We start from the raw sequence: 13861 nt of genomic DNA on the forward strand, positions 1-13861 counted from the left end.
CGTACGGGAGCAAGGTTTCAAACCGTTACGCCGTCGGACAACCTGAAAACCTCAATCGGTTCCCGGATGCCCTTGAGCGTGACATTCCCAACCGAAACAGACGGAAAATCATCCTCCACGGCGATGGCCGCGCGCGTGCTCAAGAGGATTTCCCCGTCCTTTGCCATTTCGCACAAGCGCGAGCCGATATTGATCGCCGTGCCCGAAGCGGTGTAGTCCGACCGCCCCTCGAACCCGACCATGCCCACGGTCGCATATCCAAGCGACACGCCAACCCCAAACCCCAGCCGGTAGCCCATGCGCTTCCATGTCCGGCACAGCTCGACCATGCGGCCACGCATCGCCACAGCCAGCCGCACGGCATCGCCCGCAGGGTCTTCACAGGGCAGCGGATCATTGAAAAGCACCATGATCCCATCCCCCATACGATGATCCACCCCGGCCCCATGTGCATTGATCAGCTTGCCCATCTCCTGATGATAGGTTTGCAGAACTTCGATGGTTTCTTCCGGCTCGGCGGTCTCGCAAAACGCCGTAAAACCGCGAATGTCACAAAACAGCACCCCCAGAAGCGCCCGATGGCTCTTCAGCATCTTCTCCGATCCCGAGGACACGACCGTATCGGCCACGGCGGCAGGCAGAAAGCGCTTGAGCCGCCCCATCCGCTCGATCTCGGCAACCTGTGTCTCGACCCGGTCCGCCAGTTCGGCGTTCAACGTCTCAAGCGCCCGAAACTGCCGCACGTTCTCGATGGCGATCACGGCCTGTGCGGCAAAGGTTTCAACCAACGCAATCTGATCCTCGGCAAAAGGGATCGGCTCTTTGCGGAACAGCACCAGGCACCCCAGACTCTTCTGGCTGGATATCAGCGGGACGGCAAGAAAGGCGCGGATGCCTTCGTCGTCAACCACTGCCCGTGTCATGGGATCACCCGCGCGGTAGCGATCTGTCTCGCGCAGGTCAGCCACCTGCGCGACCTTGCCGTCGCGCACCGCGCCAACATGCAGTAAGTCACTGTCGAGCGGCCAGACCCAGTGGCTCGACGGTGTCACCCGTTCGCTTGGGCCCCAGGTCGCCACTTCGCGCAGGGTCTGACTGTCTTCGTCGACAAGATCCAGATCCGCGAGTTGCGCATCACAAAGCCGCGCAGCACTGCGCAGGATGACATCAAAGACGGGCAGGTCATCGCTCCGACTGCGACTGATCACCCGCAGCACCTCGCCGGTCGCACGCTCGCGTTCAAGCCGGGTCTGCACCTCTCGAAATTGGCCGACGTTTTCGATAGCGATGACCGCCTGCGCCGCAAAGGTTTCAACGAGCGCAATTTCATCGTCTGAAAACGGTCTGACCTCCTTGCGGCTCAGGGCGATGGCGCCGATGGCCCGCGGCCCGTGCATCAGGGGAACGATCAGCCATGAGCGCACCCCCTCCACGTCGACCACGTGTTTGATGACCGGGTCTTCCTGCCGGTAGAAATCCGTGCTGCCCAGATCAGCGATGTTGATCGTGATGCCGGTGCGTATGGCCTCAGGGATCGGTCGGCCGCTGTTCAGGGGCGCAGAGCCGCCCACGCGAAAGGCCGTTTCATCAAATCCCCAGTAAGAGGCAATTTCGAAATGCGTGCGCGCTGCATTCGCAAGTTGCAGCGACGCCTGGCTGGCGGCACACAGGTCCACAGCCTGACTGAGGATGGCTTCGAACACGGGGCCTTCGTCGTCGCGCGACGATTGAATGATCTCGAGAATACGCCGCGTCGCCAGTTCACGCTGAAGCCCGCGACGCAGTTCCTCAACCAAGCTTTCCTGTGTCGACTCTTTCTCCATGCCCGGCCTGACCTGTGTTGCGCCCCGAGAGACAGTATCCACAGGCTATAGACGCAAGTCGCGGCTTTCCAGCCTCTCGCACGACTCAAAAGGATCTGTTTCAACCACGGCAAAGCGCGGACGGACTACACCTTAAATCGACTTCAAAACACCGTTCGGCAGCTTAAACACGGCCTCGACGGTGTTCCATACCGACGCAATACCGATGTGATACCGACACAATACCGAACGCGGTTTTGCCTGTTAACCAAGGCCAGAACTCGCGATTCGGCCCGCGCGCAGCGCCATGGGCGCCCGGTTCGTTAACCTTTGCGCGCCTCACGCTACATCATGCATCAGGATTGCCGCCTCTGACCGGCTCAGGTTGCGCCGCGCATATGGCCCGTACTCATGCGGGTTATGCGCCAGACCGGGCAGCATCTGCAGCAGGCGACCGCGGTCCCTGGCCTCAAGCGTCTGCAACGACGCGCTGGCCGGGTGGAAGCTCTCGGTCTCGACCCCGTTGGCCCAGATCACCTCGTGTCCCGGCAGCAACAGGTGCACATAAGTCACTTCCCGCAAGGCATGATCCACCGCGATGGTCGACCCGTTCACAAGATCCTTGGCCTGCACCAACACTTCGGATGTGTTGAACAGGGCCCGTGCCACGGCCCCCTTCACCAGCATCCGGTGCTCGGGCGAAACGATCAGCTCCTCGTCAGGGCGTTCGATGCCCAGCGCGCCGGGCCGCATCCGGATCGGTCGCAGCTTCGGCATTGCGAACAACCGCGCGCCGGTCATGCGTCGGCTGCCGATCCAACAGACCTCCTGAGCGCCGTTATCCTTGGTCAGCACCCGGTCGCCTTCGCGCAGGTCTTCAATCCGGCGCGGGCCATCCGGCGTTGCGATCCTGGTGCCGGGCGTGAAACAGATCACGCCACCCTCCGGCGTGGCCCCACGATGGCTTTCCAGGGCTTCCATGGAATGGTGGACGACCCACAAGTCCTTGTTTTTCGGGGGAAGTTCATCAAGGAACATCAACAGGGGGGCGCTGCCCTGCACCTCGATCACCGTCGCCGTGTAGCTGCCTGTCCCGTCCGTGATCACGAACCCGCCTTCCAGCAAGGGTTCCTCCACGTCCACATCATCCACCGTGGTGGTATTGTTCACCGCTGCCCCAACCAGCCGACGCACCATGCGCGCCGCCCGCTTGCGGATGTTTGCCCCTTCTTCCCCCTGGTCGAGTCGCAGAAGCCCATTGGGACCGTCCACGCGTACCGCGTCCCCATGCCACGACCACACCACGCCTGTTTCCAGCGTTTGCTCCGGTGCGGCCACAAGACCGTCCACTTCTGTTTGCGACCAGTAGATGACAAACGTGCCACGAAAGCCCGTTTCCATTGCCTGATAACCTGCCATTTCTTTTTTTATTATCGGCAGGATAGCAGGGCCGAATCAGACTGCAAAGAGGGCAAATTGTGAAAAGTTAACGCAGGCGCATTTCGGACTCAGGGTCCTCCTGAGGCCCAAGGTCAACAGGCCCGGCACACACCTCTACAGGTGCCGGGCCCACTGGTCAGTCGCTTGTGGCCTCGCTCGGCGCAGCCTCACTGCCCTCTTCGGCTGACGCATCAGGCGCCGCGCTGTCCGGCGTCGGATCCGGCGCCGCATCGCCAGCCACGGACGGTGCGGCAGGCGGAACGTCGAACCCAAGAAGCTCAGCCGTATCCCGGTCCACGTAACCCGTCTGCTCCAGTCCGTTGTCATACTGGAACCACAGGATCGCGGTTTCCGTGTCGGACCCGAACACGCCATCGACGGCCCCAACGTCATACCCGGCCGCGACAAGCTGGTTCTGCAGATCGCGCACGACCTGGCCCCGTGTCATCGGTGACGTCAGCGCCAGTCCGATCACCGTTTGCGGCTCGGCATTGGCCTCTTCCTCGGGGTCTGACACGATTTCATAGACTTGCTGGTCGTCTTTGTACGTCGCGCGGTAAAGCACCCCGTCGCACAGATACAGTGTCTCCCCGTTCTCCGTCACCTTCTGGCACGACTTGTCCGAGGGCAGCGACGTCACATAGACCAGCGTCGCGCCTGCGACCAGCGCGGTAAAGTACCATCCCCAGCTCGGATACCAGTAATAGCTGCCCCAATGCGGATGCGGCGGGCGGTAATAGGGCGGGCGATACGCCGGCGGACGCCAGTTCGGCGGACGGTGCCCCGGCGGACGCCATCCCGGCGGGCGTCCACCCGGCGGGCGATACCCCGGCGGACGGTGCCCCGGCGGGCGGTATCCGGGCGGGCGTGTGCCCGGCGGACGGCTTCCCGGCGGCCGGGCTCCGGGCGGACGGCTCCCCGGCGGGCGTGTACCCGGTCGATCGACCGGTCTCGTACTGGGCCGGTTCACCGGCTTTGTTGACGGTCGAGTTACCGGCTTCGTCGACGGTCTGTTCACGGGTTTCGTCGAAGGTCTGTTCACAGGCTTCGTCGATGGACGCGTTGCCGGCTTGGGCGCCGGCCGCGTCGCCGGTCGGGTACTGGGCCGCGGCGCTGGTCGTGCGGCTGGCCGTGTGCGCGCCCCGCTGGGTCGGCTCGCGGGACGGTGCGAATACCCCCCCCGCGCGCCCGGCGCCACGCGCCCTTGCGCAAAAGCAAAGTCCGGGCCGCCAAAGCCACCAACAAAAACCACCGGCCCCTGGGTCAGGGCGATGCTGAAGGACAATATCCAGACAAACAGGCGTTTCATGTCATTCCTCCCCCCAGAAGCTTCCGTCAAATCCGTCCTGCTTGGGCCAGACAAGGCGGGTGGCATCGTCATCCGCGACAAAGCTGAATGCATCTTCGCTCAGCTCCGGGTCAAAATCCCAGTCCGAGAAATAGGCGCGGAACTGCGGCCAGCCCTGCTTGTAAGGCTCGGTCCCCACCATCATCAGAGGTACGGGCTGTTCCGCATCCGAAACCCATAGCTGAAGGTCAAAATCATAGGTCGACAAGGCGATATGGTGGCTTGTCTGACCCGCAAACCGCTTGACCCCCAGATACGCCGCCGCTGTCACGCCCTCCAGCAGGCGGTCGCCATTATCCGTCACGAGCATCTGCCAGATGGGCAAGGCCGAGTCATATTCGGCGGCGATCCGATCGGCCAAATCGTCGAACGAGCCCAGGAATGGCACATCAACATAAGCGTTCTGCTCTGCCAGGTAGACGGTCAATACGGACTGATCGAAAAAGAACTCGCGGGTACCCTGCTCCTGCTCGGCATAGGCGTAATACCCCTGCCCTCGCGCCAAAAGCACCGTTCCGCTGCGCACATGTGTCACGATCTCGCGCCCGTCTGCCACCTCGTCGAACGAGACGAACCAGTTGACCGCGAGATTGGGCTGCTCTGCGACGGTCTGCGCTGCCGCCCGCACCCAACGAACGGCTTCCGTGTCGATCGCTGGCGTTTCCTGAGCCTCTGACGCCTCCTGAGCTTGAAGCGGACCGCATAACAAGCCAATCAGCGCCACAGCCCGGCCCAGTCCTGAAATTCGCATCATCACCTCTCCCCGACTCTGTCGAATACGCGCCGTCCGGGAACAGCTTAGCCCCGAACAGGCAAAACGCGAAGGAATTGAGTGCCAGAGGCAATGACGACTTGTCTCTCCTGTAATCTGCCGCCTCAGAAAAGCTCCTCTTCGCGGGCAACCAACGCCGCCTGCGTCCGGTTGGACGCGCCGATCTTGCGGTAGAGCGTTTTCACGTGCAGCTTGATCGTCGGTTCCGAAAGCTCCAGATCCCGTGCGATTTCCTTGTTGGCCTTGCCTTCGGACAGACCTCGCAACACCTGCAATTCCCGTGCGGTCAGTTTCTCGGCCAGCGGATGCGACGAAGCATCCGGCTCGCCGGTCATGAACTCCACCGGCACGTATTGCTCGCCCATCGCCATGAAACGGATCGCGTTTACCAATGATTTCGCCGGCAGGGTCTTGGGGACAAAGCCGATGGCCCCGGCCTCCAGCGCCGACTCCACAACCGAACGGCTCGCCTCGCCCGAAATCAGCGCCACATGCGGCGCTCCGGCCTGTGCCAGCGCGCGCTTCACGCCTTTCAGCCCGTCCATGCCCGGCATGTTGTAATCCAAAAGCACAAGGTCAAACGGCCCCTCGGCGGAGATCAATGCCAATGCCTGCCCAAGATCCGGCGCAGTCCGGGTTTCGATATCGCCCGCCCCTTCCACAAAAGCGACAAGAGTATCGCGCAACAAATCATGGTCGTCTGCAATCAGAATTTTCAAAATGATGCCCTCAACAATGGCGCCACTTTAGCGCATGTCTCCCCATCCTGATCAAGATGGAAAAGGCCTGATTTCACCCGGCTTGTACGGTAACGGCCGGTTTCCGGGCCGTTACCGGGCACTTGTGTGCCCGCGACACCACGTGTCACCTCCGAAAACCACCCGCGCGAACATACGTGCCAGTATAGCACATCACGCCAGACCTATCCTTTTGGATAGGTAATTATCCCTATGCCCAATTCCGAAGACCTGTTCTATTGTGTCATATTCAATAAACCAAGATTGAGGGACCCGAGCAGATGCGCCTTTTGAGATGGGTATTTTTCGCCCTGACCGTCTGCCTCATGCTACCACTCACGACCGCCGCTCTGGCGGAGGACGCCATGGTGAAACCCACCGGACGCGTAGTTCTGACCGTGTCGGGCAAAATAAGCGCGACGAATTCGGGTGACACGGCTCAGTTCGATCTGGAGATGTTGCGGGCGCTTCCCGCGCGCAGCTTCTCGACAACCACCTTATGGACCGAGGGAGTCCGTAAGTTCACGGGTGTACCATTGGCAGTGCTGCTTGAAAGTCTGGGGACTTCAGGCAGCACTGTTGATGCTTGGGCCATCAACGACTACCTCGCCGAATTCGACATCTCGGAACTCGAACCGGATGCCCCGATCATTGCCTATGAAATGGACGGGGCCCCGATGTCCCGACGGGACAAGGGGCCGCTCTGGGTTGTGTACCCGTATGACTCCGCATCGCGCTACCGCACGGAGCTCGTGTATGCCCGGAGCATCTGGCAACTCGACAGGCTCGAAGTCCTCGAATAACCTCACGGCATGACACTTCGGTCAGCTTCCAGCAGATTTTTGCCCTCTCGCTCTACCGCCCCCCGAATCGTTTCCGCGCCGGAACCGGCGGGATCACACAAGGGCAGGCGTTGATGGCGCGGCGCGGTATCACCATATTCCGGCGCGGCTGGCGCCTTGGCAGTTTCCTTGCACTTCTTGCCGGGATTCTGCTCGTGCTCGCGGTGTTTGTATCCATCGAGGTCCGCACCAACCTCAACCGCCTGAACTCGGCCAGTTCCGACAACATCCAATGGACACTCAGCCAGATCGAAGTGGAAATGCTCGAGCTGACCGGCGCCCTGATCGAAGCCCGGTATCAGGACACGCCCGACCTCGAGCGGATCAGGTTGGAGTTCGACATCCTTTACAGCCGGGTTCAATCTCTCCACGGCTCGCCGGTCTATGGGCAGATCACAGAATACCCGCCATTTAGGGCCTCGCTCGATGCCACGCAAAGTTTTCTGGATGAAACAGTGCCCCTGATGGACGGACCAGACGCCGCGTTGCGGTCCGCGCTGCCGACACTGGGCACAACCGCCAAGAACCTGCGCAATGACGTGCGCAAGCTCGCGGTCGTCGGGATAGGAGGGTTTGCCCAGAAGTCGGACGAACGCCGCGCCGACGTCGCCAATACGCTCATCCGGTTGGCGGCCCTTGCGGTCATGCTGCTTGGCGCCCTCGTCGCGTTGATTTTTTACATGCTTTCGATCCTGCGGAAGGCCCGCGCGCGCGGCGCGGCCTTGTCGCGGGCCAACAAGCGCACCAATACCATTCTCACGACCTCGCTGGATGGTGTCATTGTGGCCGACCCTTCGGGCTGGGTGATCGAATTCAACCCCGCGGCGCAGGACATCTTCGGAATGACCCAGGAGCAGGCGCGCCGTCACCGGATATCCGACCTGTTCCTGACCGACGCGCTCCTGCCATCACGCCTGATCCGGCAGGACAAGGCATCCGAGGCCCCCAAGAACCCCATCATCGGACAAGGTCGCATCCAACTTGACGCCGTGCGCGCCAACGGCGAGGTCTTCCCGGCGGAAATCTCGGTACAGTCTGCCTTTGACGGCCGCCACGATCTCTATATCGCCTTCCTGCATGACATCTCCAAGCGGGTGGCCGACGAACAGGAACTGGTCGACGCGCGCGACCGCGCGCTTGCGGGGGAACAGGCCAAGGCCGACTTCCTCGCCGTCATGAGCCACGAAATCCGTACGCCGCTGAACGGTCTTCTGGGCAACCTGTCGCTGCTCGGGGACACACCGCTCACGCCAGATCAGGCGCAGTTCACCCGGAACATGGAGATATCGGGCAAGATCCTGCTGCGTCATGTTGACAGCGTGCTCGACATTGCCCGCTTCGAAGCGGACAGATCCGACCCCAAGACGGTGCCGACGAACCTCACGGAACTGGTGCAGAATGTTGTCGACAGCCAGTTAGGGCTGGCGGAAAGACAAGGGGCGGCCCTCGACTGGCATTGGGAGGGCAACGCCCTGCAATGGGCCGAAGTTGCACCTGCCGCGCTTGAACAGGTGCTGCTCAACCTCGTGGGCAATGCCATCAAGTTCACCCCAAAGGGCCGGATCATCATCGAGCTCGAGGCCACCAAACCGGTTGCCTCCCCGCAACACCTGCTGGAAGTTCGCGTGATCGACACCGGGATCGGCATTCCCGAAAGCGATCTGGAACTCGTGTTTCAGGACTTCGTCACCCGCGACACGTCGTTCGGGCGGTTGGCTGGTGGCACGGGGCTGGGACTTGGCATCGCGCGCCGCATCGTCGAATCCATGGGGGGTGAAATTGGCGTCGAGAGCACCGAAGATGTCGGCAGCGTATTCTGGTTTCGCGTGCCCGTCACAGCAAGCGCATCACCGGACGCCAACGAACAAAGCACCGGAAAACTCCGAGCGATGCGCGCGCTCGACGTTCTGCTCGTCGAAGACAATCAAATCAATCGCGACGTCACTTGCGAAATGCTGCGACGCGCGGGACACAAGGTCGTGTGCAGCCCCGACGGTGCGTCCGGGGTCGAGAACGCCCGCGCAAAACGCTTTGATCTGATCCTCATGGACATTTCGATGCCCGTGATGGACGGCTTTCAGGCGACCGAGCAGATCCGCAACACCCCCGGGGCCTCTCGCGACACGCCGATCATCGCCTTTTCCGCCAATGTCCTGCCTTCCGACCGGGAAAAGATTGCGCAGGCAGGCATGAACGGACTTCTCAGCAAACCCCTCATTCTCGACCACCTGAAATCGGCCATCGCGGGCGTTTTTGACAGCGCCATGGCCACCGCTCCGTCGGACGTGACCGGCGCGTTGATCGACCTGCCCCACCTCACGGCAACCCGCGAAGAGTTGGGTGACGAGGTGTTCGCCTCCCTGTTGACCCGCTTCGTGGCCGAGCTGAACGAGACGGTTGACGCGCTCACCTCCGGGGCGCCCGATCATCCGCCGCTTCCTGAAATTGCCGCCTCCAGCCACAAAGCCGCCGGCAGCGCCGTTTTCTTCGGAGCAACCAGGCTGCACGGCGCGCTCGCCCGGATCGAAACGGCCGCCAAGGCGGGGCAATCCGAGACCATCACGCAGGAACTTCGCGCCCTGCCCGGATTATGGACTGCCACCGGGACCGCGCTGCATTCGCACCTGCCGGACATGTGACCCTACGTCAAACGGGATTGGGACACAGCGTCACCAGTGGTCCTACGGATTGATCAGGGAAGCACCAAGCCGGATACTCTTGTCCAACACGTGGATTCGAGGAGGAAACCATGACCAATCAAGCCATTGTTGCCGGTGTCGGCATGATCAAGTTCGCCAAACCCGGCGCGTCTGACAGCTATGACCAGATGGGCGCCGCCGCCGTGCGCGATGCGCTGGCCGACGCGGGCCTCAGCTATGATGACGTCCAGCAGGCCTATGCCGGTTACGTCTACGGCGACAGCACCTGTGGCCAAAAAGCGCTCTATCATGTCGGGATGTCGGGCATCCCGATCGTCAACGTGAACAACAACTGTTCCACCGGCTCAACCGCGCTGTTTCTCGCCCGTCAGGCCATCGAACACGGCATTGCCGATTGTGTGCTTGCCGTCGGTTTCGAACAGATGCAGCCCGGCGCATTGGGCAGCCACTGGCTTGACCGCCCCACCCCGTTTGACGATTTCGACGCCGAAACCGACGCGCTTGTTGGCAACGGCCAGGTGCCGCTGGCGCTGCGTTACTTTGGTGGCGCGGGCAAATCCCACATGGAGAAATACGGCACCACGCTCAACGATTTTGCCAAGATCCGCGCCAAGGCCAGCCGCCATGCCGCCAACAACCCGCTGGCGCTCTTCAACAAGGAAGTCACGGAGGATGAAGTCATGGCCGCCCCGATGATGTGGGACGGTGTGATGACCCGCCTGATGGCCTGCCCCCCGACCTGCGGCGGCGCGGCGGCGATCCTCTGCTCGGAAAGCTTTGCGCAGAAACATGGCATCGATGCAAAGGTGAAAATCACGGCTCAGGCGATGACCACCGATTATCCGTCAACCTTCGAAGCCCACGACATGATGCAGCTTGTCGGCTACGACATGTCCAAGGCCGCCCGCGAACAGGTCTGCGAACAGGCTGGGCTGGATATCAAGGACGTGGACGTAGTCGAAATGCACGACTGTTTCACCCATAACGAACTGATCACCTACGAGGCGCTCGGCCTCTGTGCCGAAGGCGACGCGCAGAAGTTCATTGCGGATGGTGACAACACCTATGGCGGCCAGTTCGTGACCAACCCGTCCGGCGGACTGTTGTCCAAGGGCCATCCCCTTGGCGCAACCGGGCTGGCGCAATGTTACGAGCTGACCCATCAGCTGCGCGGCACCGCCGAGCGGCGCCAGGTCGAAGGCGCCCGCACCGCCCTGCAACACAACCTTGGCCTGGGTGGCGCCTGCGTGGTCACGCTCTACCAGGCGGCCTGATCCCATGGGCCTGTTCAATCGCGACACGGCGGGGCAAACCAGCCCGTCGACCTCCGTCACGCTCGAACGCGGCGCGATGACCTTCTTTGCCGAAACCATCGGGGAAACCAACCCGATCCATTTCGACTTGGAAGCCGCACGCGCGGCCGGGCATCCCGACATCATGGCCACGGCGACCTACGCGGTTGTTGTCGGCACCATGGCGGGCAAGGACCTGACCCGGCGCGGCAAACCCGACATGCTCGCCCTGATCGGGGCTGATATGCGATACCTGCTGCACGGAACCGAGCAATACAGCTATCACGGCCCCATGTTTGCCGGTGACACAGTTGACGTGGAAACCGAGGTCACAGGCTTTGCCGACGCCAAGGGTGGCAAGCTTGAAATCGCCACCCTGACCCAGCGTATCACCCACCCCACGCGCGGCCTTCTGGTCGAGGCGCGGCGGGATCTGATCCACCGATTGGGCTGAGGAAGGCGATCATGACCATCACACCGCAAACCGCCACCGTGGGCGATACGCTCCCCCCGCTGACTTTCGGCCCCATCAGCCGTACGACGCTGGCACTTTATGCCGGGGCCTCGGGCGACCATAACCCGATTCACATCGACATCGACTTTGCCAGAAAGGCCGGGATGGACGACGTCTTTGCCCATGGCATGCTCTCCATGGCACAGCTTGGCCGCCTCGTCACCAACTGGGCCGGGCAGGACAAAGTCACCAGCCTGTCGACCCGTTTCTCCGCGCTGACCCCCGTTGGCGCCATCATCACCTGCACCGGCGAAGTCACGGAACAGCTGATCCACGAAGGTGCCCCGCACCTGCGCGTCCGCCTGTCCGCCACACTCGCCGATGGCACCCAAACCCTCAAAGGCGAAGCGCTGATCCGCGCCGCGTAAGGAGACACCCAATGCCCAACCATCTCTGGATGAACGAAGACCACACCGCCTTTGCCGACACGGTCTCGCGCTTCTTTGCCGAGGAAATCACCCCCAACAAGGACGCCTGGACCCAAGCCGGGACGATCCCGAAATCCCTTTGGAAAAAAGCCGGTGACATGGGCATTCTTGGCGCCACTTTCCCCGAGGAACATGGCGGTCTGGGCCTGTCGCGCCATTTCGACGCCGTGACCTTCCTTGAGCAGACCAAGGCAGGCGACAGCGGCTGGGGCGTTTCGGTCCACAATATCGCCGCCCATTACATCACCGCCTTCGGCACCGAGGAACAAAAGGCCCGCTGGTTGCCGGACCTCGCCTCGGGCGACAAGGTTGCCGCCATTGCCATGACCGAACCGGGCACCGGCTCGGACCTTCAGGCCGTGAAAACCACCGCCATCAAGGACGGCAACGAATATCTGATCAACGGCTCCAAGACCTTCATCACCAACGGCGGCAGCGCCGACCTGATCGTGCTCGTCGCCAAGACCGACCCCAAGGCCAAAGGCCGCGGCGTGTCTCTGATCATCGTCGAAACCGAGGGGCTCGAAGGCTTTTCGGTTGGTCGCCGCCTTAAGAAAATGGGCATGAAGCGCAACGACACCGCGGAGCTGAGCTTCGAAGACGTGCGTGTGCCGCTCACCAACCTTCTGGGCACCGAAGAAGGGCAGGGCTTTTACCAGTTGATGAAGCAACTCCCATGGGAACGCCTGATCCTTGGCTTCATGGCGCTTGGCGCGTCGCAATGCGCGCTGGACCTGACGCTGGACTACGTGAAGGAACGCAAGGCCTTCGGCCAGCGCATCATGGATTTCCAGAACACCCGCTTCAAGCTGGCCGAGGCCAAAACCAAGATCGAACTTCTGGCCGCCTTCTGCGACCAATGCCTTGCCGAGCTGGAAGAGGGCAAGCTGACCGCCGAAAAGGCCGCCATGGTCAAATGGTGGGGCACCCAGACCCAGTGCGAGGTCATCGACGAATGCCTGCAGCTCTTTGGCGGCTACGGCTACATGTCCGAATACCCGATCTCGGAACTTTACACCGATGCTCGCGTGCAAAAGATCTACGGCGGGACCAACGAGATCATGAAAGAAGTCATCGCCCGGTCAATGGACGTGGACTGAAGAAAGCAACAGAAGGTTCGCGCCCGCCCCACCCCCATGGCGGGCGCGAACCGGATCGCAAGCGATCCGGGGGGGAACTGAATAGAGGTCGTTCTATGAAACTCGCAGGAAAAACCGCCTACATCACCGGCGCAGGCAACGGCATCGGCCGTGCCGTTGCCCTGAAACTCGCCTCCGAAGGCGCCAATGTCGTGGTCAATGACCTCGAAGCCGCCCCTGCCATGGCCGTGGTCGAGGAAATCACCGCCGCCGGCGGCCACGCGATTTCCGTTCCCGGCTCAGTCACCGAAAACGGCTTTGCCGAGCGTTTCATCGGCGCAGGTGTCGAGAAATGGAACGCCATCGACATCATCGTCAACAACGCGGGCTATACGTGGGACAGCCTGATCGGCCACATGACCGACGACCAGTTCGACGCCATGCTGGACGTGCACGTCAAGGCCCCGTTCCGCATCCTGCGCGCCGCATCCGGCTTCATCAAGGGCGCGGCCAAGCAAGAGGCCGAAGAGGGGCGCGAAGTGTTCCGCAAGGTGGTCAACATCTCTTCGGTCGCGGGCCTCGGCGGCAATGTCGGACAGGCAAACTATTCCTCGGCCAAAGCCGCCATCGTTGGCCTGACCAAGACCCTGGCCAAGGAATGGGGGCGCGCCAAAGTCTGCGTGAACTGTGTCGCCTTCGGCTATATCGAAACCCGCCTGACCGAGGCCACCGACGAAAAGAAAACCATCACCGTGGACGGCAACGAGGTTGGCATCGGTATCCCCACCAAGGTCGCGGGCGGCTTTGCCTCCATGGTTCCCATGGGGCGCGGCGGCACAGCCGAAGAAGCCGCGGGCGGTGTCTATCTCTTCTGCATTCCGGAATCGAACTATGTCTCCGGTCAGGTCCTGACCGTGGGCGGCGGCTTCACACTCGGCTAAGGAACC

General features: G+C 62.0%; 12 protein-coding genes. 7 read left to right on the forward strand and 5 right to left on the reverse strand.

Annotated elements, in window-relative coordinates; translation table 11 throughout:
* Nucleotides 1-17 precede the first annotated feature (17 nt).
* The 5 genes from BMZ35_RS02110 to BMZ35_RS02130 form a co-directional block, all read right to left on the reverse strand.
* On the reverse strand, nucleotides 18-1823 hold the full coding sequence (locus BMZ35_RS02110) for a GAF domain-containing protein (RefSeq protein ID WP_093090434.1): 1806 nt from the start codon (nucleotides 1821-1823) through the stop codon (nucleotides 18-20).
* Nucleotides 1824-2141: 318 nt separating this feature from the next.
* Nucleotides 2142-3203, reverse strand: coding sequence for a Hint domain-containing protein (locus tag BMZ35_RS02115; protein ID WP_093092482.1), 1062 nt, complete (start codon nucleotides 3201-3203; stop codon nucleotides 2142-2144).
* Between the two features lie 175 nt (nucleotides 3204-3378).
* The gene (locus BMZ35_RS20730; RefSeq protein WP_131814311.1) at nucleotides 3379-4212 is read right to left on the reverse strand and encodes a peptidoglycan-binding domain-containing protein; all 834 of its coding nucleotides are present in this window, start codon (nucleotides 4210-4212) and stop codon (nucleotides 3379-3381) included.
* A gap of 340 nt (nucleotides 4213-4552) precedes the next feature.
* Complete coding sequence (locus tag BMZ35_RS02125; RefSeq protein WP_093090437.1) at nucleotides 4553-5344, reverse strand: DUF2092 domain-containing protein; 792 nt, start codon at nucleotides 5342-5344, stop codon at nucleotides 4553-4555.
* A gap of 122 nt (nucleotides 5345-5466) precedes the next feature.
* Nucleotides 5467-6081, reverse strand: coding sequence for a response regulator transcription factor (locus BMZ35_RS02130; RefSeq protein WP_093090438.1), 615 nt, complete (start codon nucleotides 6079-6081; stop codon nucleotides 5467-5469).
* A gap of 344 nt (nucleotides 6082-6425) precedes the next feature.
* On the opposite strand from BMZ35_RS02130, the gene BMZ35_RS02135 reads away from it, so the two are divergent.
* The 7 genes from BMZ35_RS02135 (at nucleotide 6426) to BMZ35_RS02165 (ending at nucleotide 13855) form a co-directional block, all read left to right on the forward strand.
* The gene (locus tag BMZ35_RS02135) at nucleotides 6426-6902 is read left to right on the forward strand and encodes a molybdopterin-dependent oxidoreductase (RefSeq protein ID WP_093092484.1); all 477 of its coding nucleotides are present in this window, start codon (nucleotides 6426-6428) and stop codon (nucleotides 6900-6902) included.
* A 113-nt stretch (nucleotides 6903-7015) separates the two neighbouring features.
* The gene (locus BMZ35_RS02140) at nucleotides 7016-9580 is read left to right on the forward strand and encodes an ATP-binding protein (RefSeq protein WP_093090440.1); all 2565 of its coding nucleotides are present in this window, start codon (nucleotides 7016-7018) and stop codon (nucleotides 9578-9580) included.
* 110 nt (nucleotides 9581-9690) lie between these two features.
* Entirely contained in the window at nucleotides 9691-10875 is a 1185-nt protein-coding gene (locus BMZ35_RS02145; RefSeq protein ID WP_093090442.1) for a lipid-transfer protein, read from the forward strand.
* 4 nt (nucleotides 10876-10879) lie between these two features.
* The gene (locus BMZ35_RS02150; protein WP_093090444.1) at nucleotides 10880-11347 is read left to right on the forward strand and encodes an FAS1-like dehydratase domain-containing protein; all 468 of its coding nucleotides are present in this window, start codon (nucleotides 10880-10882) and stop codon (nucleotides 11345-11347) included.
* 11 nt (nucleotides 11348-11358) lie between these two features.
* A complete protein-coding gene (locus BMZ35_RS02155; RefSeq protein WP_093090446.1) occupies nucleotides 11359-11775 on the forward strand; it encodes a MaoC family dehydratase in 417 nt (138 codons plus the stop codon).
* 11 nt (nucleotides 11776-11786) lie between these two features.
* Nucleotides 11787-12935 (forward strand): acyl-CoA dehydrogenase family protein, encoded by a 1149-nt coding sequence (locus BMZ35_RS02160; RefSeq protein ID WP_093090448.1) that lies wholly within the window; start codon nucleotides 11787-11789, stop codon nucleotides 12933-12935.
* Between the two features lie 95 nt (nucleotides 12936-13030).
* On the forward strand, nucleotides 13031-13855 hold the full coding sequence (locus BMZ35_RS02165; protein ID WP_093090450.1) for an SDR family NAD(P)-dependent oxidoreductase: 825 nt from the start codon (nucleotides 13031-13033) through the stop codon (nucleotides 13853-13855).
* Nucleotides 13856-13861 lie beyond the last annotated feature (6 nt).

The organism is Shimia aestuarii (assembly GCF_900114635.1).
Taxonomy (GTDB): Bacteria; Pseudomonadota; Alphaproteobacteria; order Rhodobacterales; family Rhodobacteraceae; genus Shimia; species Shimia aestuarii.

What these genes read in the sequence shown, in the direction of transcription:
- BMZ35_RS02110 (WP_093090434.1), bottom strand. Translation starts at nt 1,823, where the DNA reads ATGGAGAAAGAGTCGACACAGGAAAGCTTGGTTGAGGAACTGCGTCGC.
- BMZ35_RS02165 (WP_093090450.1), top strand. Translation starts at nt 13,031, where the DNA reads ATGAAACTCGCAGGAAAAACCGCCTACATCACCGGCGCAGGCAACGGC.
- BMZ35_RS02160 (WP_093090448.1), top strand. Translation starts at nt 11,787, where the DNA reads ATGCCCAACCATCTCTGGATGAACGAAGACCACACCGCCTTTGCCGAC.
- BMZ35_RS02140 (WP_093090440.1), top strand. Translation starts at nt 7,016, where the DNA reads ATGGCGCGGCGCGGTATCACCATATTCCGGCGCGGCTGGCGCCTTGGC.
- BMZ35_RS02125 (WP_093090437.1), bottom strand. Translation starts at nt 5,344, where the DNA reads ATGATGCGAATTTCAGGACTGGGCCGGGCTGTGGCGCTGATTGGCTTG.
- BMZ35_RS02155 (WP_093090446.1), top strand. Translation starts at nt 11,359, where the DNA reads ATGACCATCACACCGCAAACCGCCACCGTGGGCGATACGCTCCCCCCG.
- BMZ35_RS02145 (WP_093090442.1), top strand. Translation starts at nt 9,691, where the DNA reads ATGACCAATCAAGCCATTGTTGCCGGTGTCGGCATGATCAAGTTCGCC.
- BMZ35_RS02150 (WP_093090444.1), top strand. Translation starts at nt 10,880, where the DNA reads ATGGGCCTGTTCAATCGCGACACGGCGGGGCAAACCAGCCCGTCGACC.
- BMZ35_RS02135 (WP_093092484.1), top strand. Translation starts at nt 6,426, where the DNA reads ATGCTACCACTCACGACCGCCGCTCTGGCGGAGGACGCCATGGTGAAA.
- BMZ35_RS02115 (WP_093092482.1), bottom strand. Translation starts at nt 3,203, where the DNA reads ATGGAAACGGGCTTTCGTGGCACGTTTGTCATCTACTGGTCGCAAACA.